This is a genomic window from Paenibacillus anseongensis (assembly GCF_009757995.1).
Classification (GTDB): domain Bacteria; phylum Bacillota; class Bacilli; order Paenibacillales; family NBRC-103111; genus Paenibacillus_E; species Paenibacillus_E chondroitinus.
In genome coordinates, this window is sequence record NZ_WSEM01000008.1 from 690555 (window position 1) to 714756 (window position 24202).

At 48.3% G+C, this 24202-nt stretch carries 19 protein-coding genes and 1 riboswitch; of the genes, 1 reads left to right on the top strand and 18 read right to left on the bottom strand.

Annotated features, from left to right (window positions below):
* Window positions 1–7: 7 nt before the first annotated feature.
* From GON05_RS10715 to GON05_RS10745, 7 genes are all read right to left on the bottom strand, one after another.
* Window positions 8–802 carry a response regulator transcription factor gene (locus GON05_RS10715; protein WP_157319119.1) on the bottom strand — a complete coding sequence of 265 codons (795 nt, stop codon included), beginning with the start codon at window positions 800–802 and terminating at the stop codon, window positions 8–10.
* 740 nt (window positions 803–1542) lie between these two features.
* On the bottom strand, window positions 1543–2877 hold the full coding sequence (locus GON05_RS10720) for a sulfatase family protein (RefSeq protein ID WP_157319120.1): 1335 nt from the start codon (window positions 2875–2877) through the stop codon (window positions 1543–1545).
* Window positions 2874–4268: a sulfatase family protein gene (locus GON05_RS10725; protein ID WP_157319121.1), complete on the bottom strand. Its 1395-nt coding sequence runs from the start codon at window positions 4266–4268 to the stop codon at window positions 2874–2876. Before GON05_RS10725 ends, GON05_RS10720 begins: the two co-directional genes overlap by 4 nt.
* Before the next feature lie 22 nt (window positions 4269–4290).
* Window positions 4291–5079, bottom strand: coding sequence for a carbohydrate ABC transporter permease (locus tag GON05_RS10730; RefSeq protein ID WP_157319122.1), 789 nt, complete (start codon window positions 5077–5079; stop codon window positions 4291–4293).
* Between the two features lie 5 nt (window positions 5080–5084).
* Complete coding sequence (locus GON05_RS10735) at window positions 5085–6002, bottom strand: carbohydrate ABC transporter permease (protein ID WP_157319123.1); 918 nt, start codon at window positions 6000–6002, stop codon at window positions 5085–5087.
* A gap of 93 nt (window positions 6003–6095) precedes the next feature.
* Complete coding sequence (locus GON05_RS10740; RefSeq protein ID WP_157319124.1) at window positions 6096–7808, bottom strand: alpha-L-fucosidase; 1713 nt, start codon at window positions 7806–7808, stop codon at window positions 6096–6098.
* An 18-nt stretch (window positions 7809–7826) separates the two neighbouring features.
* Window positions 7827–9170 (bottom strand): ABC transporter substrate-binding protein, encoded by a 1344-nt coding sequence (locus GON05_RS10745; protein WP_157319125.1) that lies wholly within the window; start codon window positions 9168–9170, stop codon window positions 7827–7829.
* Between the two features lie 383 nt (window positions 9171–9553).
* Here GON05_RS10745 and GON05_RS10750 point away from each other — a divergent pair, with 383 nt between their 5' ends.
* Window positions 9554–10693: an ROK family protein gene (locus tag GON05_RS10750; protein ID WP_221435217.1), complete on the top strand. Its 1140-nt coding sequence runs from the start codon at window positions 9554–9556 to the stop codon at window positions 10691–10693.
* Between the two features lie 105 nt (window positions 10694–10798).
* On the opposite strand, the gene GON05_RS10755 is transcribed toward GON05_RS10750, so the two are convergent.
* The 11 genes from GON05_RS10755 to GON05_RS10805 all read right to left on the bottom strand — a co-directional run bounded on the left by GON05_RS10755 (window position 10799) and on the right by GON05_RS10805 (window position 23819).
* Window positions 10799–11782, bottom strand: coding sequence for a Gfo/Idh/MocA family protein (locus tag GON05_RS10755; protein ID WP_157319127.1), 984 nt, complete (start codon window positions 11780–11782; stop codon window positions 10799–10801).
* Entirely contained in the window at window positions 11775–12770 is a 996-nt protein-coding gene (locus GON05_RS10760) for a Gfo/Idh/MocA family protein (protein ID WP_157319128.1), read from the bottom strand. Before GON05_RS10760 ends, GON05_RS10755 begins: the two co-directional genes overlap by 8 nt.
* 18 nt (window positions 12771–12788) lie before the next feature.
* Window positions 12789–13856: a Gfo/Idh/MocA family protein gene (locus GON05_RS10765; protein WP_157319129.1), complete on the bottom strand. Its 1068-nt coding sequence runs from the start codon at window positions 13854–13856 to the stop codon at window positions 12789–12791.
* 14 nt (window positions 13857–13870) lie between these two features.
* Window positions 13871–15400, bottom strand: coding sequence for a DUF3604 domain-containing protein (locus GON05_RS10770; RefSeq protein WP_246238972.1), 1530 nt, complete (start codon window positions 15398–15400; stop codon window positions 13871–13873).
* A gap of 37 nt (window positions 15401–15437) precedes the next feature.
* Window positions 15438–16493, bottom strand: a complete 1056-nt coding sequence (locus GON05_RS10775; protein WP_157319130.1) for an aldose 1-epimerase family protein — start codon at window positions 16491–16493, stop codon at window positions 15438–15440.
* 21 nt (window positions 16494–16514) lie between these two features.
* Window positions 16515–17846 (bottom strand): sugar ABC transporter substrate-binding protein, encoded by a 1332-nt coding sequence (locus tag GON05_RS10780; protein WP_157319131.1) that lies wholly within the window; start codon window positions 17844–17846, stop codon window positions 16515–16517.
* A gap of 32 nt (window positions 17847–17878) precedes the next feature.
* Window positions 17879–18709, bottom strand: a complete 831-nt coding sequence (locus GON05_RS10785; protein ID WP_157319132.1) for a carbohydrate ABC transporter permease — start codon at window positions 18707–18709, stop codon at window positions 17879–17881.
* Between the two features lie 3 nt (window positions 18710–18712).
* A complete protein-coding gene (locus GON05_RS10790) occupies window positions 18713–19825 on the bottom strand; it encodes a carbohydrate ABC transporter permease (protein ID WP_157319133.1) in 1113 nt (370 codons plus the stop codon).
* Between the two features lie 28 nt (window positions 19826–19853).
* Window positions 19854–21047 carry an ROK family transcriptional regulator gene (locus GON05_RS10795; protein ID WP_157319134.1) on the bottom strand — a complete coding sequence of 398 codons (1194 nt, stop codon included), beginning with the start codon at window positions 21045–21047 and terminating at the stop codon, window positions 19854–19856.
* Between the two features lie 697 nt (window positions 21048–21744).
* Window positions 21745–22935, bottom strand: a complete 1191-nt coding sequence (locus tag GON05_RS10800; protein ID WP_181646256.1) for an ROK family transcriptional regulator — start codon at window positions 22933–22935, stop codon at window positions 21745–21747.
* Between the two features lie 146 nt (window positions 22936–23081).
* Window positions 23082–23819, bottom strand: a complete 738-nt coding sequence (locus GON05_RS10805) for an MBL fold metallo-hydrolase (protein WP_157319136.1) — start codon at window positions 23817–23819, stop codon at window positions 23082–23084.
* Window positions 23820–24048: 229 nt separating this feature from the next.
* Window positions 24049–24147, top strand: a riboswitch (purine riboswitch).
* Window positions 24148–24202 lie beyond the last annotated feature (55 nt).

The following is a 24202-nucleotide window of genomic DNA, read 5'->3' on the forward strand; positions in this document are numbered from 1 at the left end:
TTTAGCATCATCCCTTTTTATAGTCTGTAGGCGCTACGCCGGTCCAATTACGGAATAGCTGTGAGAAGTAACGGTAACTTGGAATCCCTACCTGTTCGGCGACTTCATACACTTTGAGCTGCGTGTTCTGGAGCAGATTCACGGCTTTCTCCATTCGCAGCCGGGTCACATAATCGTTAAAGGATTCCCCTGTTTCTTCCCGAAACAGTCGGCTAAGGTAATAGGAGCTCAGCCCAACTTCTTCCGAAACGGAAGTTAACGTAATGGGCTCGCCGAGCTTGACCTCAATAATTCGCTGGGCGAGCTGAACTTCTTTGCGAATCTTCCGTTCGTCACTCACCGCCGGTTTTGGCGCATTCGCATTGGCTGACTCTCGGCGCATCCGTTCTTGTTCATATTGTTTCAGATCGACTTCACGTCGGATCGCTGCTCTCGCTTTTTCAATCGCCGTCTTCATATCCTCTTCATCAAAGGACAGCTTCGTGAAATAGTCCAAGGCTCCTAACTTCAGCGCTTCTTGGGCATAATGAAAATCGCTATGACATGTTAAGAGGACGAATTGGATGTGCGGAAATCTTTTTTTGACGTTCCGGAACAATGTTAAGCCATCCATGATGGGCATCGTAATATCTGAGATCACAAGGTCGGGTTCCAAAGCGATACAGAGCTCCAAAGCCTCTTCCCCATTCTCGGCCTCTCCAACCAGTTCTGCGCCAAAAGTAGGCCATGGCATGGACCGGAGTTCTTGTCTTAACGGCAATTCATCATCAATAATCAGCACGCGTACGGGTGCGACAGACATATTGCCCACCACCTTTCCTTTGAAGCTTGAAATCGCTATCATTCTTTAACACAATGATATCAATTATATCAGTTTTTGTTTATACAGAAATAATGTAAAAATGTATGAAAAACCAAACTCGCGCGCGCATTGTGTCGCCATCACATGGCGGCTGCCACCCAGTCAGAGGACATTCACTCGCTGTGGGAACTACGATCCCTTATTCGGCAATAAACCGGTGCTTGGATTAGCTGAGGGGAACTGTGGTCTCTTATTCTTTCATTTTGGCGGAAAATCGGTTTTTTCAAGGGAATAAGACCCTGTAGTTCCGTTTAAACTAAAAATAGGCCTATTTTCTCAAAATAAGACCCTGTAGTTCTGTTTCACCCAAGAATTAGTCCATTTCAGACCGCTGGCCGCAGCACACGCAACAACCTTTCGGGACAGTGCGCGCTGAGGGAACTGTGATCCCCTATTCTCCAAAAAAGCAGCGCTTGGGCTAGGTGAGGGGAACTATGGTCTCTTATTCTTTCATTTTTGGCGGAAAATCGGTTTTTTCAAGGAAATAAGACCCTGTAGTTCCGTTTAAACTGAAGATTATACAATTTTCTCGAAATAACGCCCTCTAGTTCCGCTTCACCTCATTATCCCCAAAAATTAGCACGCTTCAGATAGCAAATTGGCCAATCAGCGCAAAAAGAGGCTGCCCTCAAGTAGCATTCTACTTGTAAAGCAACCTCTCAAGTGTGCCTATGCGCCACTCACCATCCTTGAAGCGCAGCCTTAAGCTTTGCCGTCACATTCGGATAATCCTCCGCGACATTGCGATTCTCCCACGGATCGCTACGTAAGTGGTACAGCCGATCCGCCCGATCTCGCTCAACGATCAGCTTCCACTCCCCGTCCGAAGCGATCCGCCATGAGCTGGGATGCTGAGGTCCATCGTCCAATCCGGAAATTTGGACGTCGCGCAAACTAGCCGCCACTTCGCCGCGCACCACACTTTTCAGGGAAAGCGAATCTTTCGCTTCTTCCATAGTGAGATCAGCGAAATCTAATATGGTGCTTGCCAAATCCTGCAATTCAACCAGTACATCGCTGTACTGCCCCTTCTGAATGTCAGGCCCGCTAATCACTAGCGGAATATGAACAGAACCGCGCTCAGGCTTGCATTTGCCGAATTTATCGAAATCCCCTAGCATATCGCCATGATCCGAGGCATAAATGATCACCGTGTTCGCCAAGTCGCCTCTGCGCTTTACCGCATCCAGAAGATGACCGATATTGCGGTCGATGTTCTCCAGCATGGCGGCATAATTTTGCCGAATCGGGTTCCAGGTTTCCTGCGGAACACTGCTGTTGTTCGGCTCTGCGAATTGCACCTGCTCCCAGTCCGCTTTCATCCGGTGCGTAATGTCCCATGGCTCATGCGGGCCAACGAAATTCACCATGAGAAACCACGGTTGGTCAGCTGGAAACGACTCCAGCATTTGCACACCGTTTCGCGTCAGCCAATTGTCGCAATACGCTTCATCCGGCAAATCCGTGGCGTCGGTGCGTTGACCGCGATCCTGCATATCTTGCAGGTGAATCTCAGCTAATCCTTCCTGATACAAATACTGCATATAGGGGTCTTTCGGAGACTCTTTGCCCGAAATAATCGCGTCTATTTTGCCGGCGTTATCTATCGCATCTGTAAAACCAAGCTGGCTTAATTCATCAATCCAGCCATCCAGCCCCCACCAATGGGTGGCTTTGTGCAGGTCGAACTTGCCGACGCCGCCAACACGGTAGCCGTTATCTTTCAAGACCGAGTAGAACGTTCGGCGTGACAAATCGTAATTCTCATGATTACCGGCCACTTCCGGCTTATTGTATCGTAATCCCGATGCTAGACAGGCACGGGCCGGTGCGCACAAAGGCGAGGAAGTAATCGCCTTGGTAAAGGTAACTCCTTGCTTCATTAAAGCCTCCATATGTGGCATTCTAATCGGCAATGGCTCCATGCCCAAAGCCTCGACAACAGCCGGTGCGTAAGGCATCCAATCTCCACGATGCGTGTCTGGAAATAGAAACAGAAAGTTGGGACGGCTCATCCTTCACTCCCCCTTTCATGAAGCATTGGATCTTGGACGCTTTGCTGCCACACGAACAGCTCATCTTCCAATCGCTGCAGTTGCTCCTGATTTGCGGCATCCTCCGCCAAGTCACGGGTTTCCCAGGGGTCGTTGTATAGATCAAACAACTGCGTCCGATTCGTGCCAACTTCGCCGCTTCGGAAGTAGCGGATTAATTTCCAGCGTCCGTCACTGACCATGCGCTGCACATTTTTATAAACGGCAAATACTGTTTTCCTTGACTTCGTATCTTCACCGGTTATCATTCGGACCATGCTTTTACCCTCCACCGTTTGAGGCAGCGATGTTCCCGTTAGTTCGCATAATGTCGGGAAAATATCCATTTGACAGCAAAGACCACCAGCTACAGCCCCTTTCGGCAGTCCGGGACCCTGCATGATAAGAGGAATATGGATGCTGTGATCATACAAATTTTGCTTGCCCAAAAGTCCATGCTGCCCCAAGGCGATGCCATGGTCAGCCGTGTATACAATGATCGTCTGCTCTCTCCGATTCGTTTGGTCAAGCGCCTGCACAATACGGCCGATTTGCTCATCCATATGCGTAATCATGCTGTAATACTCAGCCAGATGCTGACGAATTTCTTCCGGCTTGCGCGGAGAGGAAGCCAACTTCTCATCCCGTACATGCATTTCGCCATTATCAAAAGGATGTTCCGTCATGAAATTATCGGGCAGCGGTATATGATCACTTGCGTAGAGATCCAAATACGCTTGAGGCGGGGTCCGTGGATCATGCGGAGCTGTAAATGCCACGTATAGAACAAACGGCTCCTCTTCCTCATATTGCTGGATAAAATCAATGGCTGCTTCTGCAAAAAGTTCCGTCGAAAACTTCTCGCTAGGAGCTGCCTGATCCGTCGGATAGTGGCCTGCGGGGTCATATTGATGAATGGGCAGGCCAATATGATCGCCCATTCCTCCGAAGAAAATGTTCGCCCCGTCCGAGAAACTCCGGGCAAAACTTTCTTTGCCATTATGCCATTTGCCAATGCCAAAGGTCCGATAGCCCTCTCTGCGGTACACCTCCGGCCATGTTGGGAGGGAGGGATGAATCGCCCATAGCTGCTGATTCTCCGTCTCACCCAGCTTCACTTCTTTTTCCGTTACCGTTGCCTGAAACACATTTGTCCCCGTCAAGAGACAGGCACGGCTGGGCACGCAGAGTGCAGCTGTCTGTCCCCCCATCGTATAAATGGATGTAAACCGCACACCTTCAGCTGCCAGACTATCCAGAACAGGCGTTTGTACCACCTGATTGCCATAAGCGCCAATCCCGTCAAATCGATGATCATCTGCGATGAAAAATACGATATTCGGCTTTTTATCCCGAGCTTCATGTTCTCTCATGTTAACCTCCAGAATCTGGCGTTTATTTGATTGCGCCGCTCGTCAAGCCGCGCTGCATATACTTTTGACCGAAGATATACAAAATCACGACCGGAATCGTAATTAACACAAGTGCCGCAAACACTTTATGGTAATCAGAGGTATACTCTTTGATGAAAAATTTGGGAGCCATGGTTACGGTCAGCATCGTTTCCTTGCTAATGAAAACCAGCGGAAAAACGTACTGATTCCAGGAATTCAGAAAAGCCAAGATGCCAATGGTTGTCAGCACAGGGATCGCCAGAGGCAGCATCACGTGAACGAATCTTCCCCACGCGTTTGAACCATCTATCTCCGCCGCTTCCAGAAGCTCGCCAGGCACCTCGTCGAACGCGTTACGGGCCAGCAGCAAGGAAAAAGGAATGCTCATCGCGACTTCCGGGCCAATCAAGGCCAAATAGGTATTCATCCAATGAAAGGACTTGATCGTTTGGAATAAAGGAACGAGCATCGCAACAGGCGGGATCATCAGTCCGATCAAACAAATGGCAAAAACAGAAGAATCCCCAGGAAATCTGAGCTTACTGAAGCCAAAAGCCGCTAACGATACGACCATCAGGAGCAGCAGCACAACCGAAGTCGATACAATAAAGCTATTGATTAGAAAGTGCGGAAATAAGTCCAAATTGACAACGGCTTGATAATTCCCCCATCGGTCACCCTCGAACGAATACATCACCAGATAAATCATAGGAATAACCCAAATAGCAGCCAGGATTAGGAGCAGAAGGTTCATCGTAATCTTTTCAGACAGTTGTATGCGACCGAACATCTTTTTTACCTCCTAACCTTGTTATAGACACGCAGCTGGAAAGCCGTATAACCAAAGGCGATAAGCAGCAGAACAACAGAGACCGCTCCACTGTATCCCGTTCTATATTTGAGAAGAGACTCACGGAATAAGAAAGTGGAAATAAGCTCCGTTTCTCCTCCCGGACCACCTTCTGTCATAATCCAAATGAGGTCGAATACTTTAAGCGCATGAATAATACCCAGAATGAGTAAAGTGATGTGTGTACCGCTGAGCATCGGGAAAATAATATGGCGGAATTGCCTCAGCACCCCCGCTCCATCGATTTTTGCCGCTTCGAATATTTCCTGGTCAATATTTAACAGACTTGTATAGTAAATCAGCATGTAAAATCCCGTATTGGCAAAAATGTAGACGGCAGCTATCGCATTTAGCGCAGTAGCTGGCTCAGACAGCCAGGCATGTGCCCAGTTTTCTACGCCTGCAAAACGCAGCATCGTATTGAGCAAGCCAAAATTCGGCTCATAAATGCCGGCGAACGTCGTACCAACCGTGACAACGGCAATGACATGCGGTAAAAAGAAAATGGACTTAAACAGCCCATCTGCGACCCAAACGCCGTTAAGCAAAGTTGCCAGCAAAAGTCCAAGCGCCATCGAAAGTGGAATGGTAACAACCAGAAAATAGAACGTATTGCCGAGTGCTTGATAGAAATTAGGGTCATGAAGCAGACTCACATAATTGTCGAGACCGACAAACGCTTTGCTTCCAATACCCGACCACTCAAAAAATCCGATATAAACATTATAAAAAATGCCAAAAAACGTGAACACCGAGACAAAAAGCAATAAGGGCAGAACAAAATATAAGCCTGCGAAACGTCCCCGCTTTTTCTTTTTCAATTTGGCTGCTGCTGGTTTCGTTGTCGTTAGCACGATATCCACTTGGCTCCTCCTCACAACCTTCACGAGGAAAGGGACCCCTGACTGCCAAGCTGCAGATGACAAAGGCCCGCTTCTTCATGAATGTAAGCTTAATTAATGAAACGTTATGTAGTCCAAATGAGCAAAGTAGTTATTTGAGCTTGCGTTTTTCGTATGCTTCACGACCATTTTAACCGTATGATTGCCGGCAGTTAGATCTTGCTTATCGAATGCCAACACTTTATTTTGCTGCGAAGCTGCGTAAGAATCGAAAGTCGTCTGTAGTACGCCATCTACATAAATATCAAATTTGCCCCCGCCTGCTCCTTTTTGGGTATACAGCTTAACGCCTGTTCCATTAAAAGCATACTCGGCATACGCATCCTGTGTACTGCTGTACGAAATCGTTCCATCATAGCTTGTAGCCCTGGAAATGTGATTCCATGTACCGCTATAAGTGATGGCTGCATTCGTATCGTCAACGATCGTATCCGTTTGTGTCTGCACGGGAGTCCCCAAGTACTCGAACAAGTCCAAATTCACGTTAGTACCGCTTGAGTTCGGATTTTTCGTGCCTGTTGCGACCATTTTAATCGTGTGCGCAGCGTTCGTAAGCGACGTTGTTTCGTAGGCCACAACATCAAAATCTGCCGATGACGAGTAGGAATCATAGGTCGCAACCTTATTCCCATCGATGTAAACATCGAAGATGCCTGTGGACGAATTTTTTTTCGTAATCAGCCTCACGCCTGTCCCTGTAAACGTATATTCTGCGGAAGCACCCGCCTGACCGCTGTTTCGGTCTGTACTTTTGAAGTAGCCGGAATTGCTCTGGTCAGCCCAAGTTCCGCTATAGGTGATGAGCGGGCTTCGATCATCGGTTTGTCTCCACCTCGGAATCAATCCAATATTGTGCATCAGGTCGATCCCTGCCTGCGATATTTTCCCACTCGGGCCAGGCGGCACGCTTACGGCGAACGAAGCATACCTCTTGTTGTAATAATGCACTTTATTCGCTGTATACGCTGCGCTACTCCATGGTGCCGCCGGCGATTCATTGTTCGTATAAGACCAATAATCTGTATATAAGCTCCACGCTTCTTCCCACGGAGTGCTATTGCCAACTGGCGGGTCGCCATTCACTAATTCCGTCACATGCACATCGGAATCGGCTGCTTTATCATCATCATGGAAAAAGACGAGCGTATTCGGCTGAATCGATTTCACGTGAGCTTCCAACTCAGCCGCTTGGCTGTTATTAATGGCTTTGGCATGATCAAACCAGATCGCAATAACGTCCCCATAATTCGTTAACAGCTCAGTTAGCTCATTTTTGGCAAAATCCGTATACGCGCTATTTCCCATAACGCCATTTGGAAAATGGTACCTGTCATCCGCGTTAAAATAAATAGCGAACTTCAATCCGTATGTGGCGCATGCATCCGAAATCGCTTTAACAACATCGAGATTCGGCGCAGAGCTTGTAGCGATATCGTAGGTCGTATACGCGCTATCCCAGGCTGCCCAACCATAACGGTGTTTGGCCACGGCAATCACATAGTCCATCCCTGCGTCTTTCGCAGCAGCTACCCATTGATTCGCATCAAAATCTGTCGGAGCAAACAGCGTGGAAGGAAAGTTCTGAGGATTCCCATCGCCGCCGGATGTACCTGTGTAAGTATTTAATCCATAGTGTGGGAAAAATCCAAATCCCAATTGCACGTATTCATCCGGTGTAATTGCCTTAGCGCTAGGGATAAAGGTAGAAACCGACAGCACAGACGCGATGAGCAAACTTCCCATGGCGAGTATCGCATTCTTTTTCATGGCTATCTCCTCCTCACACTAGCGTTTCACGGCATCCGAAGCTTTTTGCACCTCGGCCATCGCTTGCTCCGGCGTAACTGCTCCAGTCGCCACCTTTTGCAAATTGGTAAACAACGCTTGCTCGATGGAAGCATTGTCCAGGAAGCGAATGCCGCCAACATTATTCGTAAGTGCGTTCAGAACCACATCAACGGATTGCTTCTCAATATCGGTTTTGAGCGCGGATTTGTCCATGGACAGCCCTTCTTTCACAGGAAGGAACTGGAGTGCTTTGCTCAAAATCGTCTGATATTCGCCCGTAGCCATAAATTCAACGAATCTCCAGGCAGCCTCTTTGTGCTTCGAATCTTTACTAATGCCAAGCGGGACATCGCCGTTGATCAGGACGCTTGTTTTACCGCCGGCAATGGTCGGCATCGGCACGAGCCCGAAAGTGCGGTCGCCGATTTTCAAACCGTCCTTATTCGCTACGTCTGTCATAATCCATGCCCCAACGAGAATCATGGGAAGCTGTCTCTTTTGCTCATACATATCGCGAAGGTCCGGATCGAATTTGGTCGTCAGGTTGCCGTCTTGAAATAGATGATCGGTATAAAATTGCTTGAACGCATTCGTCGCTTGAATGAATACCGGATCGGTAAATTTCGCTTTACCCGCATCCGCTTCATACAATTTGCCCGGCGCAATCTGGTTGACGAGGGTATAGAAAACATCCGTTACCGTTGCGCTTTTTCCGCCGGCGAAGCCTAGACGTGGCACAATGCCCGGTAATTTGGCATCTTCAAACTTTTTCACGACTTGTTTCAACTCGTCATACGTCTTAGGCGGCTCTGCGCCTACTTTCTTGAACAGGTCCACATCATAGGAAAGAAACGGCGTAACCGCGACCCCTGTCGGTATCGTCTTATAATCATTTTTCTTGGACGATTCCATTGGTGTAGATTTGAACAGCTTCTGCCAATCCTTACCTAACGATTTTTCCGCTAAAGGCGCTAATGGCTCTAGAATAGGTGAATAGTTTTTGATCATCGGACCGTTGGAGAACGCCATGACATCCGGTACCTCGCCGCCTTGAATGGCGACTTGAATTTTCTTGTCGTAGTCAGCCGATGGTGTACGCACATAGTTCACTTTAATTTTTGGATATTTCTCATTGAAAGCTTTGATTAAGGGCTGCCAGACGTTATCTTCGGGTGACCAGGACCAAAATGAGATTTCACCTGTGACCTCTTCCGGCTTTTGCGTGGCGGCTGTTTTTGTATCGCTGGATGGGGTTGCCGTCGTGCTTTGAGTCTGAGCGGAGCAAGCGGACAGCAGCATCAGGCCTATCAGCAAAGAACTCGCAAGTCTCATTCGTTTCATGTAAGAACACTCCCTTTTCGACTTATTTAGTATAAATGTAATACCAAGTAAATAACTAGGCTTAGTTGATATTAATTTAATGTCTATTCGTTAATAAGTCAATAATGAGTTTCAAGTCGTTACAAAAATACATTCCCCCCTCGTTTTAGCCCGCGAACCCCCGATATTTTATGTAAAACGCTTTCAACTTCTTGCTATTTAGTATATACGTTATACTAAATAAAAGCACGGTAATTTTTGGATGTAGCGATATTATTTTTTGACATGTTCTAATATTTTGTATATCATTCATACTAAATAACTACCACGCTTGAAGTAAGGTTGTGATCCATTTGCATTCGAACGGACCTATCGGCAATTATGATCTTGTTAAAAAAATAAATATGGAACATGCCATTTCAACGATTTTGAAATATCGGCCATTATCCCGCGCCAAAATCGCCTCTCTGACCGGCCTCAACAAGATGACCGTCTCCAGCTGTGTCGATCTCTTCGTGCAGAAAGGTTTTGTCGTCGAGCTCGGCACAACGGGGACTTCCCGGGGACGTCCGCCAACGCTGGTCGACCTGAATGAAAAAGCAGGCATCTGTGTCGGGATTGATGTTGAAATCAATCAGTTCACCGTTCTGGTTACAGATCTGCTCGGAAAAAAGCTGGACAGCATGATGATTCCGCTCCAAAGCAAAGATCCCTTCTTTTTCGTGGAGGCGATATCGGACATTCTAAAACAATTAGCAACAGATCATTCGCATCGCCAATTAGGCATTGTAGGTGTCGGAATCGTCATCCCGGGCTACTACAATATCCGGACTGATGTTGTAGATTACAGCGCCAACTTGCAGGAATGGAACGATTTCCCTTTGCGAAGTGAGCTGGCCAAACGCGTTCCCGGGCTCACGATTCATGTCAACCCTGCTTCATATGCGGGCGCAATGGGGGAAGTCCATTTTGGAGGGGCGAGAACAGCTGATCATTTAGTCTATGTAACAAGTTCCTGGGGCTTGTCCGTTGGGGTCTACAGCAAGGGAGAATTATTCACGGGTACGACGGGTACTGCGGGGCGATTAGGGCATTCCACCATCCATATGAACGGCAAAAAATGCACCTGCGGCAGCAGAGGTTGTTGGGAAATGTATGCATCCATCAAGGCGCTTTACGAATTATTGGAGACAACGCCTCAGGAGATGTCGATCTCTGACATTGTGGAAGGGATTGAGCGTGGTGATTCCAGAATCACGAGTGCGGTGCATGAGCTTGGACATTATCAAGGTATCGGCCTGGCGAACGTGATCAATGCGTACAACCCAAGAGTGATCTGTCTTGGAGGGCTTCTAGCGCTGCTTGGCCCTACGCTGATTAATTCGATCTGGAACACCTTGCGTGAAATGATTCCTGAGCGGTTTCTTCTGAATTTGGAGATTTACTGTTCCGATTTAGGCGAGCTTGGCGTTGCCCACGGAGGCGTATCCATGGTGCTAAGGCAGCTTTCTACGACGATTATCGAGAGCTCTTTGTTGGAGTGACGGTGCAGCAGCAGAAATAGCCGGAAAATCTACCGTTACTCTTCGCTGCTCAGCGGCAATGAAGAAAATAACGGTAGATGACCCAGCTAAAATGTGTCCCCACCCCTAGAGGCGCACCGGTTTATTAAGCCTAATCGACTCGTAAGCCGCTAGCGCAATAACCGTTGAATTATAGCCATCCTCACCTGTAATCGGTACAGGCCGATCTTCTTTTAGACATTGAATCCAATCATCGATCAGCATTTCATCTTTGTTGTCGCCCCAATAGCTCCACTCCGCATGCCCGGTCGTTTCGCTGTATATTTCGTTCACCTGAGCGAAATAATCCAAGGAAATGACGCCCTCCGTCCCGATGAACGTCATCGTTAAGTCACGTTTATAAGGAGCCGCATGCTTCCTTGACCAACTTGCATCCAAAGCAGCGATAACTCCGTTAGCAAATTTGACATGAACAATGGCAGCATCATCCATATCGATGCCATGAAACAGACTGTCAGCCTGCGCGTAAACTTCAACGGCTTGCGATTGGAAAATCCAATTCAATAGATCCATGACATGCACGGTATGATCCATGAGAGAGCCCCCGCCGGACAACGAGCGGTCATTAAACCAACCGCCAATCATTTCTCCTTTGTTCGTCGCCTTAACAGCAACCACCTCACCAATCTCTCCACGCTCAATGGCTCGTTTCGCCTCCACAATCATCGGAATGTAACGGTTTGGAAAGGAAGTCATCAATTGCACGCCGCCAGCTTGGCACGCCTCAATCATCTGACGCATTTGTTCGCGGGACACACCTAGCGGCTTCTCACATAGCACATGTTTTTTGTGCTTCGCAGCCTCAATGGTCATCTCAGCGTGATTGGCGTTTTCCGAGGAGATAGTGACAGCCTCGACATCTCCAGCCAGCAGCTCACGGTAATCCGCATAATAAGGCAGCTGGTACTTCCTAATAAACGGTTCCACCCGCTCCCGGTTTTCATCTGCAATTCCGACAAGCTCTACATCGTCGCGCCGAACCAAAGCTTCCAAATAGCTGACCGCATGCAGATGGGCAAAACTGATCATGCCGATCTTCCGTTTATGCATCCTCTTCGCCTCCAATCCCGTGCGAAAACGTATGGTCCATGAGCTCCACCGGCTGCCCGGTCAAGATGGATTGTTCCGCTGCAGCTGCTACCTTCAACGTTCCAAGGGCATCCTCCGCCGTCATTACCGGCTGCAAACCCTCTTTCACGCAGTCTAACAAATGAACAAGCTCTTCATATTCAGGATTGCGAAAGGAAGGACTGAAGTCTTGCTTCCGTGGACTTGCCGCTTTATAAACATGCAAAGCATCTGTTTTCCGATTATCATAGCGAAGCAAACCATGTGTACCGGCATATTCCACGGCCGATGTATACTCCTCCGGGTATCCCAAACACGCTTCAAGATTGGCAATTGTCCCACAGCGGAATTTAAGCGTAATCAAGGCATAGTCCAAATCCCCCGTGCCTCTTTGCATGGCATAGACGTTTGTAACTTCCCCTACGATCCAGCGAAGCACGTCGATGTCGTATACAGCGAGCCGCTGGAGCGCGCTTCCTGACTCATTTTCAGGCGGCTCTGGACTATAACGCTTGACGTTAATCACCCCGATGCTGCCAATCGTTCCGGCATCTATCCGCTTTTTAATATCCACTTGATGAAAATAAAATCGTTCCGGGTTGATAAATAGCAAGCGACCTCCGCTTGAGCCGGCAGCGCGCAACATGGCTTGAACATCCAACAAATGGGAAGCCGAAGGCATTTCGGTTATAACGGTTCTGCCTTTTTCTAGTAGGAGTCTCACCGTCTGGGTCCAGTCGTTCCGAAGCTTCTGAAGTCCGACAAAGACGAACAAAGTGCTCAAAGGTAGTGCGTCGTTCAAATCGGCAATCGAGGGGAAGACAAGGCCGCCGTAATCCGCAGCAAGCTCTAATGCCGCTTCCTCCCGCTCATCGTATAGACCAACGATTTCCACCTTTCCCGTTTCCGAAAGCAGCTGCGCATATTTTCTCGCCGCATTCCCAGCGCCAACCAAAGCTACTTCTATCATTAAAAGGCCTCCCCCACTCTAGAGCGAAACAGCTTTCCCGGTTTCCGAAGAAACATAAATCGCTTCTAGGATTTCCTGCACAACAAGTGCTTGCTCAGGCTTCACAATCGGATCCTGCCCGTTCATCAAAGCTTCAATCCATAACCGCGCTTCGAGATCCGCCGGACTTTCTTCTTGAGTCTTATAAAAAGGGACTCCCGTATGCTGAAGATGGATACGTTTCCCATACTTTTCTCCGTTGATGTTCAGACCGTCCCACATATCGGCCCCTGCCTCTGTTCCGCATAACGTCACTTTGCCAGCACCTTCATTTGTGATGTTTAGCGCCCAGCTGGCTTCAAGTTGAATGGTGGATCCGTTCTCCATCATAATCATCGCCACGGCAGAATCCTCAACCGTGAATTGAGCCGGATCCCACGATCCATACGGATTGGCTGCATTTGCTTGCTGCCCCAACTGATGAAAGGCTTTTCCCAGCACCGTTCTGGGTTTATAGTTGTCCATCAGCCATAGGGCGAGGTCGAGCGCGTGTGTGCCGATATCAATCAGGGGTCCGCCGCCCTGCTTATCCTTATTCAGAAAAGCTCCCCACGTCGGAACCCCACGTCGGCGCAGCGCATGTGCTTTAGCCAAATAAATGTGTCCCAAATCACCGTTTCGGCACATGTGACACAAATATTGCGAATCCGGGCGATAGCGGTTGTTGTAACTGATCGTCAGCTTCTTATTCGCACGTTTCGCCGTCTCAACCATTCTCCTGGCTTCCGCCGTCGTTTTGGCCATTGGCTTCTCACACATGACATGTTTCCCTGCTTCCAATGCGGCAATCGCAATTTCGGCATGCGAGTCGTTTGAAGTGCAGACATGAACGACGTCAATCGTCTTGTCTTCAAGTAAATGGCGGTAATCCCCGTAGACCTTGGCATCCTCCGAACCGAATATTTGAGAGGCTAATCGCGCTTTATCCTCTGTCCTGTTGGCAAAAGCAGCCATACTCACCTGCGGCAGTTTACTCAGACTTGGCATATGTTTGGCGTTGGCGATACCGCCGCAGCCAATGATTCCGACTCTCAACTCTTTTGCCATGAACGGGAGCCTCCTTAAGAAATAACGAATACAGGCGTGATCCAAGCATACTGTTCATTTGTTTGTCTGATTTCCACATGATAGGCGTCGCAATCACGTTCTTTTTCATCGTCGTGCCATTCGCCCTGGAAGCAATAAGCGTGTTCAGGAACAGCGCGATGCACGAGGATAGCCTCGGAGCTGTGCGGCAGCATATGCGCCGAGCGGCTTCCTTCAAGGAGCTCACCGATCGTATAAGTGAAGGTTTGGCCGTTCACTTCAATGGATAATTGACTGTTTGTGTCTCCTTCAATTTCGAAAATAAGCGCAGCGGTTTGCGGGTGCCGTGTGGACACATTCTTAAACGTGGTACAAGTCCATTCCGCCGTCTGTTCAGACCAAGCTATGAGCTTGTTGCCTAGCAGGTTAATATCCGGATTATCCCGCATCTCCGGCGTCGGCGCCAACACGCTTTGTCCTCGGAAACATGTCTCTACCGAGACGATTTGCCCCTTGTCCAGACGAGCACTGCCTTGCCATACATACCCTGTCTGGCTGTCGCCCCATCCCATTTCCACACGCACTTTATACTTGCCTTGCGTTTGAGGCTCGGGTAACTGCTGAAGACCGGCATACTGAGCATTAACAACTTTCCATAGCACACCGTTCTTATACACGCTTACTTTGTCAATGAAGTCGCAGCCCGTAACATCCAGTTTAAGCTCTCTGCGTCCGTCTACCTTCACTTCGCTGCCAAAAATAGCCCCATTCACGGTAAAGGAACATGCGATTTTATCGCCCGTAATTGCATATGTGCGGCGAGCCAGCAGAGCCTCCCATATCGCATCACGCGTTTTTTCAGTAGCCAGTACAGCCACTCGACCGTCTCCATAAGAGCCGGGGTATCCAGCGTGATGATCGGTTGAGCCAGCGAAGCCGAACTTCCGGCCGCTCCGAATGGCTGATACAACTGTATTGCGCGAGTCGCGAGGGCCCATCGTATGCCAACACGGATACGCACTGGAGTCGGACATGGAGCAGCCGTGCTTGGAGTATACTTCCACAACAGGACTGATTGACTCCGAAAATGCCTCCCAGTTCGCTCCCCGGTAGCCAGGCGTGTAACTCACATGATGAGGTACAGCAATGACAGGCAGTGGAGCTAGCGCAGCCACAAGCTCAGACGGCGAACCAGCTTCGATCAAAGGAAGCTCATCCGAAGTTGTCAGTACATGATGATCACCAAATTCACTCGAGTGGATCTCATATCCTTGAAAGGTTACAAATTCATGTGGAACATTCCACGTTTTAACCGTTTCACGGACATGCTCCCAATTGCCTCTCAGCTTAGCAAATCCTTTCAAATGGAAATCGACCAAAAATTCCAGGCCTTCCGTTCTTTCCGGCATATCCGGCCACATCGCGTGGCCAATGATTGCGCAGAAATCCAATTGTTCTTTGGCCACAGACAACGCATTCTCCAAATCGCCAAAACCATACGTAATCCCACAGTGATTATGCAAATCTCCCCACAACAGCTTCATTTCCCGATCACTCCAATTCATGATATTATCGTTAATCCTTCACGCAAATTTCCACCCCTTATACGGGTAAAATGGATTCCAACCGAGCTTCCACGCAAAATGAGTACGTTTTCCGCTCTCCAGGAGCCAGTACCGGCAAGGTTCCCCTCGCGCGATGTACAGCGCGTCCTTCAGTTGTCGCATTGCCTGGCTCAATGCCGAGTACGTAAACTCCTTTGCCAGGATGCTTCCATTGCGTCAAGACAGGGCTTGCTTTTTTATCGTATCGTATTCCTACCACTAACCTTTTCTCTTCGCCGTTATGCACAATCTTGTTGCTGATGCGAACCTGAACGGTTCCTTCCTTATGATCCTCCTGCACATTCTCGTGTGCCATTACCGATGGCTGCCCATTCTCCAGTGGCGCAGGATACGAGCTCCAACTATCGGTTGCTCCCTGGCCGTTAATCCATCTTTTGGGGCCATCTGGTATATCAATCGCACAGTTTTCACCAATAAGCGGAAAGCCAAGGTTAAAATGATGCATCATTAAATGTGCAACCGGCCGCTGCGATTCGTTCGTGACCGAATCCGTGATCTCCAATCTGTTCTCCCCCAGCCTGGTCACGATCGTCCTTTCCAACACAAGGTTCTCACCGGTCGCTGAGCTTTCACGGACGCGTCCGCGAAAAATCAATTCATATTGACCGCTGTCATTCCAGCGCCCCTCTGACTGAAGAAGTTCCGCAGGTATCGAGGAAATACGCCCGTGCGGACCGTACACTTGCCCTTCATCTACACTCGGTTTGCCCATCGTCGTTAAGCCGCAAGTTGCCAGCAAGCCGCCTTCAAAGCTGCGGTTCCACTCCTCTCTTTCATAATAAAAAGGAGCGACAGGCCCGTTTTGCGACAGCCAGGCAAGAGAAATGCCATACAATTCGCACATGCCAATATCGAAAGAGCGGCTTACCGCAATTTGAAACTGCAGTCCTGAGCCATTGCGAACCTGGATGACTTCATTGCCACGGCCTTTGCCTTGCAGCAGCTCCATGCGCTCAAAACCGGCTAATTGGCGAATATCTGGCATATGCGCAAGCAAACTCTCTTTTCCTTGTAATCCGTATACATTCGGCATCCTGTCACTCCCTCAAAAATATTACTTTTTACTTCCGTCTATAAGTGCTTGCAAATCTTTCTCCGCACTTTTCAGCGCAGCATCCGGTTTGACCGTTCCCGTCATAATTCCCGAAAGGGCTGTGTTCATGATTTCATGCTGCTTCAAATAATAAGGCACGAGCGGCTCGTCTTTTGCGACTTTTAACGTTTCCAGGACTGTATCGTAAAATTCACGTGGCTGCAGCGAAGGATCGCTGAGTACAGAGTAACGAATTGGCAAACCGCCTAGTTTGGCTTCACGCATCGCTCCTTCTTTACTGGTCATGAACTCTACGAATTTCGCTGCATCTTCTTTGTTTTTTGCATTCTTGTTCATAATCAGCGTCCATGATTGGAAGAGCGGTGTACGCAAGATGTTGCCGTCAGCCTGCTTCTCTCCAGGAATTAAGCCAATTTTAATCTTATCTTTGTAAGGGCTGTCGCTTTTCTTAAGTTCTGTATAAGCTGCACTCCAGAAAGGTGCGGCCATCGCAATCGTGCCTGTTTTCAATGCATCGAATACATTCGAATAACCCCAGTTTGGCGTATCCTTCGGAATGACTTCGTCCTTCACCATGGATTGCCAGAGATCCCCGGCCTTGATCGCCCCAGCCGACCCTACGCCTGCCTTGCCGTCTTTCGCAATCTCCCCGCCAAATGACCACATCATCGAATAAAATACTTTCGGCTGCTCAGAGCCGGACATCGCCGTCCAGGAAGCACCGTATGCCGTTGGCGAAGCCGGATTTTTCGATTTGGTCCATTTTTTAGCTTCTGCTGCGAACTCTTCCCAGGTTTGCGGCGGATTCGAAATCAGGTCTGAGCGGTAGTAGAACAGATGAATGCTTAGGTTATAAGGCATGGCAACCGTTTTATCTTTGTACTTGTATTGAAAAGCAACATCTTTCCAATCATAGTTCGGATCAAACTTCTTGATGTACTCATCGTACGGCTCAATTGCGCCTGCTTCTGCCAGCGGAGCTACATACGTATTGTTTGTAGTCGCCAAGTCAAAAGTGTCTGTGCCTCCAATCAGTTGATTGGTCATGTTGGTAAAATAATTGCTGGCACCCTGCTCGGTAATGTTGACTTTGATCCCTGTTAATTTCGTGAACTCTTTGCCTTGTTCTTTGACATAATCACTCGTGTCTGGACCCGTACGCGTAAATATGGTGATTTCCCGCGCTTTTTGCCCCTCTTGCGCCTTCGGGCTTTCCTCACTCCCTTTGTCGATTGGCTTCCCGCTGTCAGATGAGCATGCACTTACGTAAACAAGACTTGACGCCAGCAATACCGTTAACACTGATCTTCTTTTTAACCGCTTTTGCTTCATGTTCGAACCCTCCATTTTTATTGGTTTTTGCTCTATTTAACTGCCCCCACAGTTAAGCCCTGCACGATATAACGCTGCAGAAACAAAACCATGATAAAGGCAGGCAATAGAATTAAGCTTCCCGAGCCGAATACCGGCCCCCAGTTAATCGAATACCCCGTAATGAAATCCCCGGTTGCGACAGGCAATGTTTTACTTTTCTCCGAAAGCGCAAGAGTAAGGCCGAACAAGTATTCATTCCATACAAACAGGAAGCAAAAAATGCTGGTCGTGATGAGCCCCGAGCGGGCCAAAGGCAGCGATACGCGCCAAAAAGCTTCAAGTCTTGTGCAGCCGTCAATTAACGCAGCTTCCTCCATATCTTCAGGCAATTCATCGAAAAATCCGCGCATCGTCCAGATAACAAAAGGAATATTGAACGTAATGTTGGCAATGACAAGCGCCCAAACCGTATTGATCAAGCCAATGCTTTTGAACATCAGGAAAAAAGGAATGATAAGAATCGCAGGAGGCGCCATTTTCGTAAAAATGACCCAGTTCGCAAACGCATTCCCTCCTGTCCGCCATCGTGCAATGCTATAGGCAGACAGCGTTCCGGTCGTTAGGCATATAAATGTCGCACATACTGCGACGATCAAGCTATTGATCAGGTATTGGAAGAAATTCTGAGTTTCAAAAATAAATTTGTAGTTAGCGAGTGTCGGCTTAAACCAAACGATGAGTTTTGGCTCAATGATCGCTTGTGTGGACTTGAAACTGCTTAAAATCATCCAGAAAATCGGTACTGCCCACACCAGGATGACGATTGCAATAAGACAAGTTACGACAATTTTCGCCGCAATGGCCTTGAAGGTCCTTTCCATCCGTTATGCCCCCCTTTTGGAAACCCATTTACCGATATTTGAGAAAAGAAAGCTGATTCCGATAATGAGCACCAGCACAAGGATGGATAAGGCCGCGCCTTTACTATAATCCTGACCGGTCAGACCCGTTGAAAAAATATGAATATTCAGTGTCCGCATGGTAACCGAGTCGCCAAACAAAGCCCAGATCTGATCGTACACCTTCATGAGATCAATGATTCGAATGAGGAACACTACACCGATAACCGGCCGCAACAACGGGAACGTAATGTGCCAATACGTCTGCCAGATATTTGCTCCGTCCACCTTGGCTGCTTCATACGGCTCCCTCGGCAGAGCACTTAACCCCGCTAGGAACATTAGATATACAAAAGGCGTCCACTGCCAAATATTCACGATGATCGCAGCCGCAAAACCGATATTGGCATTCAGATAGGTAACCAGAAAGTTACCGATTCCCGGGATTTGGCTTATCCATGGCAGCGGTTGATTGGTTAGCCACGGGATCTCGCCGATCCCCACGTTTTTTAACATTAGATTTATAAAGCCGTTATAACTGCTGTACATGTATTTCCATAACATCGCAATGACGATGGGACACGTCATCACCGGGATCACCAGCACCGAAGAAACGAAAGAGCGGCCTCGGAACTCTCGTTGCAGCAGCAGCGCAAGGCCCATTCCGATCACCATTTGCAGCCCAAGCACAATGACCATGTATTCGATCGTGCGGATAATGGCTCCGTAGAACAATTTGTCTTTGGTGAGGAAATACGTATAGTTGGCAAGCCCTACAAATGACCAGTCCCCTTTGAAATTTAACAGCGATACATCGAACACGCTAAGGTATAGGAGGAAGATTGCGGGTACGGTTGTGACGCAAAACAAAATCACAAATCCTGGAATCACAAGCGTATAGCGGATATGTTTATCTCCGAAGAAAAACAAAGACCATAGGAACATGAAGACAACGGTTACTCCAATCAAACCGAATTTGGCTGCAGGAGCTATCTCACTTTGCAGTGTAAAGATATTTGTAACGAGTCCCAAGATAGACAACCATAAAAACAAGTATGCTGGTGCTGAATGGCTTCTTGCTTGCTTTATTTGATCCATACACGAACCAATCCCCCCATAGACGAAGTCATTGCCAAATCATACGGTGATACATGTCGGAAAAAAAATGATTGCTGATGATAGCTGCAGCCCCCCTCACTTGAAGCTTCTCCGAATGTTCGGAGAACCGGATTTGGCTGCGCCTTGTGACCGCGGAAACTCTTTGCTGAACAACTTCGATAATTTTCTTTTCCAACTCAGGGCCTGCTTGGGTTATTTCCCCTTGGATAATCAGCTGTTCGGGATTAAACACATTTAAAATCGTTGCTATGCCAATCCCCAGCCAATAGCCGGTATAGTTAAGCAAAACATCTGCAACAACCGGATCGCCCTCACGGTAAAGGCTTACGATTTCACTGAACTCTAACTCCGCATACTTTCCGTCTCTGCGTGACAGCTCTTCGCCCAAAGCCGTGATGGATGCCAGAGCTTCCCAACAACCGCGGTTGCCGCAGCGACAAATGGGGCCATCATGATCGATGGTTGCATGGGCCAAGTTTACAGCCCCACCGAATGCTCCCCGGTATACCTCATTACCGATGACGACTCCGGTCCCGATCCCGATTCCAACGCTGACGCAAACTAGCGTATCTCTATAGTTGCCGTTGCTGTTCAGCATCTCTACATACGTGCCAGCCCTCGCATCATTTTCCAGGAAAACCGGGATGTCCAGGCTTTGACTCATATATTCTCCGATGGGTGCGTCCTTCCATGGCATCGCCGATGAATAGCGCATGATGCCCTTATCCGTGTCGACCAGTCCGCGAACGGCAATGCCGCATGCCATGACAGGCTGCTGCTGGCCTTGCGCTCGCGCCTCTTGAATCAAATCGCGAATTCCTTGCACGATCAGATCGATCGTTTGCCGGTAGTCATCATAGATGCGGATTTTCTTTTTCATATAAAATTTCACGACACCCAGCAAATCGACTAGCGCAATTTCGTAATGCTTGTTGTTAAAAGATACGGCTGCGATCATCGCCACATCTGCCTGAAAATCAAGCAGAATGGGCTTTTTACCGCCGGCTTCGGTAGAGTCCCCCCTTCCGGTCTCAACCACCAGGCCTTCCTTGATCAGTTCATCAACGAGCGCGGAAACGGCCGGCTTACTTAGCCCAAGAGCTGCTGAAATTTCGGCTCGTGAGCAAACTCCGCTTCTGATCGTTTTCAGAATGCTCATCCGGTTTCGTTCTTTCATATCATTTTTGCTGATCATTTTCATCGTGTCCTTCCAATCTGTCCATTTGTCGGCATGAATTGGTTTTGCGTATGTTAGTTATAATAACTAACTAACTTATAAGGCAATATTACTGCCTACCCGTTGGGGCTGTCAATATATTTTTTGAGCCTTATGTTGTGGGCGGATTGGCGCTCGTCTCTAACGGACCGAGCGGCCGCTATTCGCTGGAATTGGGGCTTTTTCTAATTCTAACGGACTCCAGTGCCGTTATTCGTGCTTCAAGACGGGATTTAGCGTGTGAAAAGGCGAAATAACGTCACTGGGGTCCGTTAATGTTGCATATAGCGGCAAAAGGCTGCAATAACGGCGCTGGGGTCCGTTAAAGTAGCTGGCTACTTTTCAAGGATACACTGTCGGAGTGTGGGTACTGGGGTTGGGTGAGGGTGTGCGGTGTGCGGTGCGGTTTAGTTACGCGGTATGCGTGTAAGGTTTGGAAGTGCGGCGTGGATACAGTTCTAAACATTAGGCGAGTTCCTATCCCTAACGGACCGAGCAGCCACTATTCGCTGGAATTGCGGCTTTTTCGAATTCTAACGGACTCCAGCGCCGCTATTCGTGCCTGAGAAGCAGATTTAGCATGTGAAATGACGAAATAGCGTCACTGGAGTCCGTTAATGATGCAAATTGCGGCAATTTGCCTAAAATAACGGCGCTGGGGTCCGTTAACGCAACAACGCCATCATTTCCAAATAAGACGATGATGCGAGTCGGAGAAAAAGTACTGGGAGATAACAGCCGCTGCTCCCCTTACTTGAAGTTTTTCGGAATGTTCGGAAAAACGAATGACGCTGCGCTTTGTGACCGCAGACTTCACTCGTTGATGGACAACTTCGGTAATTTTCCGCTCAAGCTCAGGCCCGACAAATGTAAGTTCCCCTTGAATAATCAGTACCTCGGGATTAAATGTTTGCAAGATGTTGGCAATGCCTACCCCGAGCCAATAGCCGGTATAGTTGAACAAAACATCCGCGACAACAGCGTCGCCCTCATGGTAAAGATTTAGAATTTCAGTGAATTCTAAATCCGCATATTTTCCATCGCGGCGTACCAGCTCTTCACTGAATGCAGTGATGGATGCCAAAGCCTCCCAACAGCCGCGATTTCCGCAGCGGCAAAGAGGACCGTCATGGTCGATAGTCGCATGAGCCAAATTTACAGCACCGTCGAACGCTCCACGGTACACTTCATTGCCAATTGCGACGCCTGTCCCGATTCCGAGCCCGACACTAACGCAGACGAGCGAATTGCTGTAGGCTCCGTTGCTGTTCAATAGTTCAACATACGTGCCTGCTCTCGCGTCATTTTCAAGAAAAATCGGAATATCCAGGCTTTGCTTCATGTAATCCTCAATGGGTGCATCTTTCCACGGCATCGCCGAGGAATAGCGCATAATCCCCATCTTCGTGTCCACTAATCCGCGAATGGCTACGCCGCAAGCTATGACAGGCTGCTGATGCCCCTGCTCCCGCGCCACTTGAATTAAGTCGCGAATTTCTTGCACGATCAGATCGATGGTTTGCCGATAGTCGTCATAGATGTGGATTTCTTTTTTCACATAAAGTTTCACGACACCTACCAAATCAACTAACGCGACCTCGTAATGTTTATTGTTAAAGGAAACAGCTGCAATCATCGACACGTTCGCCTGAAAGTCTAGCAAGATAGGCTTCTTGCCCCCCGCTTCAGTCGAATCACCCCTTCCGGTCTCGTACACCAAGCCCTCCTTGATCAGCTCGTCAACGAGCGCAGACACCGCAGGCTTACTAAGACCAAGCGTGGCCGAGATGTCCGCACGGGAACAAACTCCTCTTCGGATCGTTTTCAGGATGCTCATCCGGTTTCGTTCTTTCATGTCGTTTTTACTGATCATCTTCCTAGTTCCATCCATTCTGTCTACGAAGTTGCGACCGTATCGATCACAACTGTACGTTAGTTGATATAACTAACAAACCTTATCTTGTGTAAAAATACCGCTTACCCACTGGGTTGTCAAGGTATTTTCAACGTCCCGAGGTTCTACCACTCATACACGCGCAATGGCTCAGCCAAGCGAAGTTTATGTTTACTATGAACCTGCTCACGCGCATCCGCGAGCACATAATCATCCACATAATGCATGAGCAGCATCTTCTCTTGAATGGTCACGGGGAGCGTTAAAAGCTCCTCAAGTGACGTATGCGAAGGCAGTTGATCCTCCTGCATGTGGCATTCGTGGAAGATCGTTTGCACCTCGCCGGCAACCTCTCCGAGAAACGTTTCGTCTAACCTCGTGTCCCCGCTGAAATAGAAATACGGCTTACAAAGCAAGCCATAGCTAAGCATGTCCGGCACATGCTGCGTCCGAATAAGCTCGAATCGCTCACCCGCGATTTCAAAGACATTTTCCACGCATTCCACGTCAAAATAGTCCTCTAACACTCGTTTCCCTCGTGTGGTTAGCTCCAACCCATGGCGTAAAACCTGCCATAAATCAGCTAGCAGCCCTGCAGGCACATAAAGTTTCGGCTTGATTTTGCCGGGATACACCCGGTGAAACAATGCCAGCTTCGCCAAACCATTGATATGATCCTCATGCAAATGCGTTACGAAGACATGCTCAACCTCATTGAGCTTTTTCCCCATCTGATGCAAAGCAGTATGATTCGACTCTGGAAAATCGATGCACAGGTTGGTATTTCCGAACGTGAGTAAAGCGCTGTTATGGCCTTGTTCGACACTAAAGCCGTCACCACAGCCCAAAAATGTTAATTTCATCATATATGCCTCGCTCTTTATCCTCATGATTTCGTTAATCATTGTACTACTAACCAATAGTGTATTCTACACCTACTCGAAGTAAAAATACGGCGGAACCGTTCGGATAAACTCAACGAAAAGCGGAACAACCTACATGATTCCGATCAAATCCCAGTTATATTGACGAACATTATATGATTGACAACCAAAATTGTTCGTATTATGATAATTAAGGCGATAAGAAACTGCCACATACGTCATAATCGTTCGTATATCCTTGAGAATTGGCTTAAGGGTCTCTAGAGGAAGCCATAACTTCCTAGCTACGACGGGTTCTTGCTTTTGCATACCCGTGTGGCTAGGTTTTTTTGCGTCTAAAAATGACATTTCCAGAGGAGATC

Coding starts and splice junctions, on each gene's coding strand:
- GON05_RS10715 (WP_157319119.1), bottom strand. CDS start 802: ATGTCTGTCGCACCCGTACGCGTGCTGATTATTGATGATGAATTGCCG.
- GON05_RS10720 (WP_157319120.1), bottom strand. CDS start 2,877: ATGAGCCGTCCCAACTTTCTGTTTCTATTTCCAGACACGCATCGTGGA.
- GON05_RS10725 (WP_157319121.1), bottom strand. CDS start 4,268: ATGAGAGAACATGAAGCTCGGGATAAAAAGCCGAATATCGTATTTTTC.
- GON05_RS10730 (WP_157319122.1), bottom strand. CDS start 5,079: ATGTTCGGTCGCATACAACTGTCTGAAAAGATTACGATGAACCTTCTG.
- GON05_RS10740 (WP_157319124.1), bottom strand. CDS start 7,808: ATGAAAAAGAATGCGATACTCGCCATGGGAAGTTTGCTCATCGCGTCT.
- GON05_RS10745 (WP_157319125.1), bottom strand. CDS start 9,170: ATGAAACGAATGAGACTTGCGAGTTCTTTGCTGATAGGCCTGATGCTG.
- GON05_RS10750 (WP_221435217.1), top strand. CDS start 9,554: ATGGAACATGCCATTTCAACGATTTTGAAATATCGGCCATTATCCCGC.
- GON05_RS10755 (WP_157319127.1), bottom strand. CDS start 11,782: ATGCATAAACGGAAGATCGGCATGATCAGTTTTGCCCATCTGCATGCG.
- GON05_RS10760 (WP_157319128.1), bottom strand. CDS start 12,770: ATGATAGAAGTAGCTTTGGTTGGCGCTGGGAATGCGGCGAGAAAATAT.
- GON05_RS10765 (WP_157319129.1), bottom strand. CDS start 13,856: ATGGCAAAAGAGTTGAGAGTCGGAATCATTGGCTGCGGCGGTATCGCC.
- GON05_RS10770 (WP_246238972.1), bottom strand. CDS start 15,400: ATGAATTGGAGTGATCGGGAAATGAAGCTGTTGTGGGGAGATTTGCAT.
- GON05_RS10775 (WP_157319130.1), bottom strand. CDS start 16,493: ATGCCGAATGTATACGGATTACAAGGAAAAGAGAGTTTGCTTGCGCAT.
- GON05_RS10780 (WP_157319131.1), bottom strand. CDS start 17,846: ATGAAGCAAAAGCGGTTAAAAAGAAGATCAGTGTTAACGGTATTGCTG.
- GON05_RS10785 (WP_157319132.1), bottom strand. CDS start 18,709: ATGGAAAGGACCTTCAAGGCCATTGCGGCGAAAATTGTCGTAACTTGT.
- GON05_RS10790 (WP_157319133.1), bottom strand. CDS start 19,825: ATGGATCAAATAAAGCAAGCAAGAAGCCATTCAGCACCAGCATACTTG.
- GON05_RS10795 (WP_157319134.1), bottom strand. CDS start 21,047: ATGAAAATGATCAGCAAAAATGATATGAAAGAACGAAACCGGATGAGC.
- GON05_RS10800 (WP_181646256.1), bottom strand. CDS start 22,935: ATGATCAGTAAAAACGACATGAAAGAACGAAACCGGATGAGCATCCTG.
- GON05_RS10805 (WP_157319136.1), bottom strand. CDS start 23,819: ATGAAATTAACATTTTTGGGCTGTGGTGACGGCTTTAGTGTCGAACAA.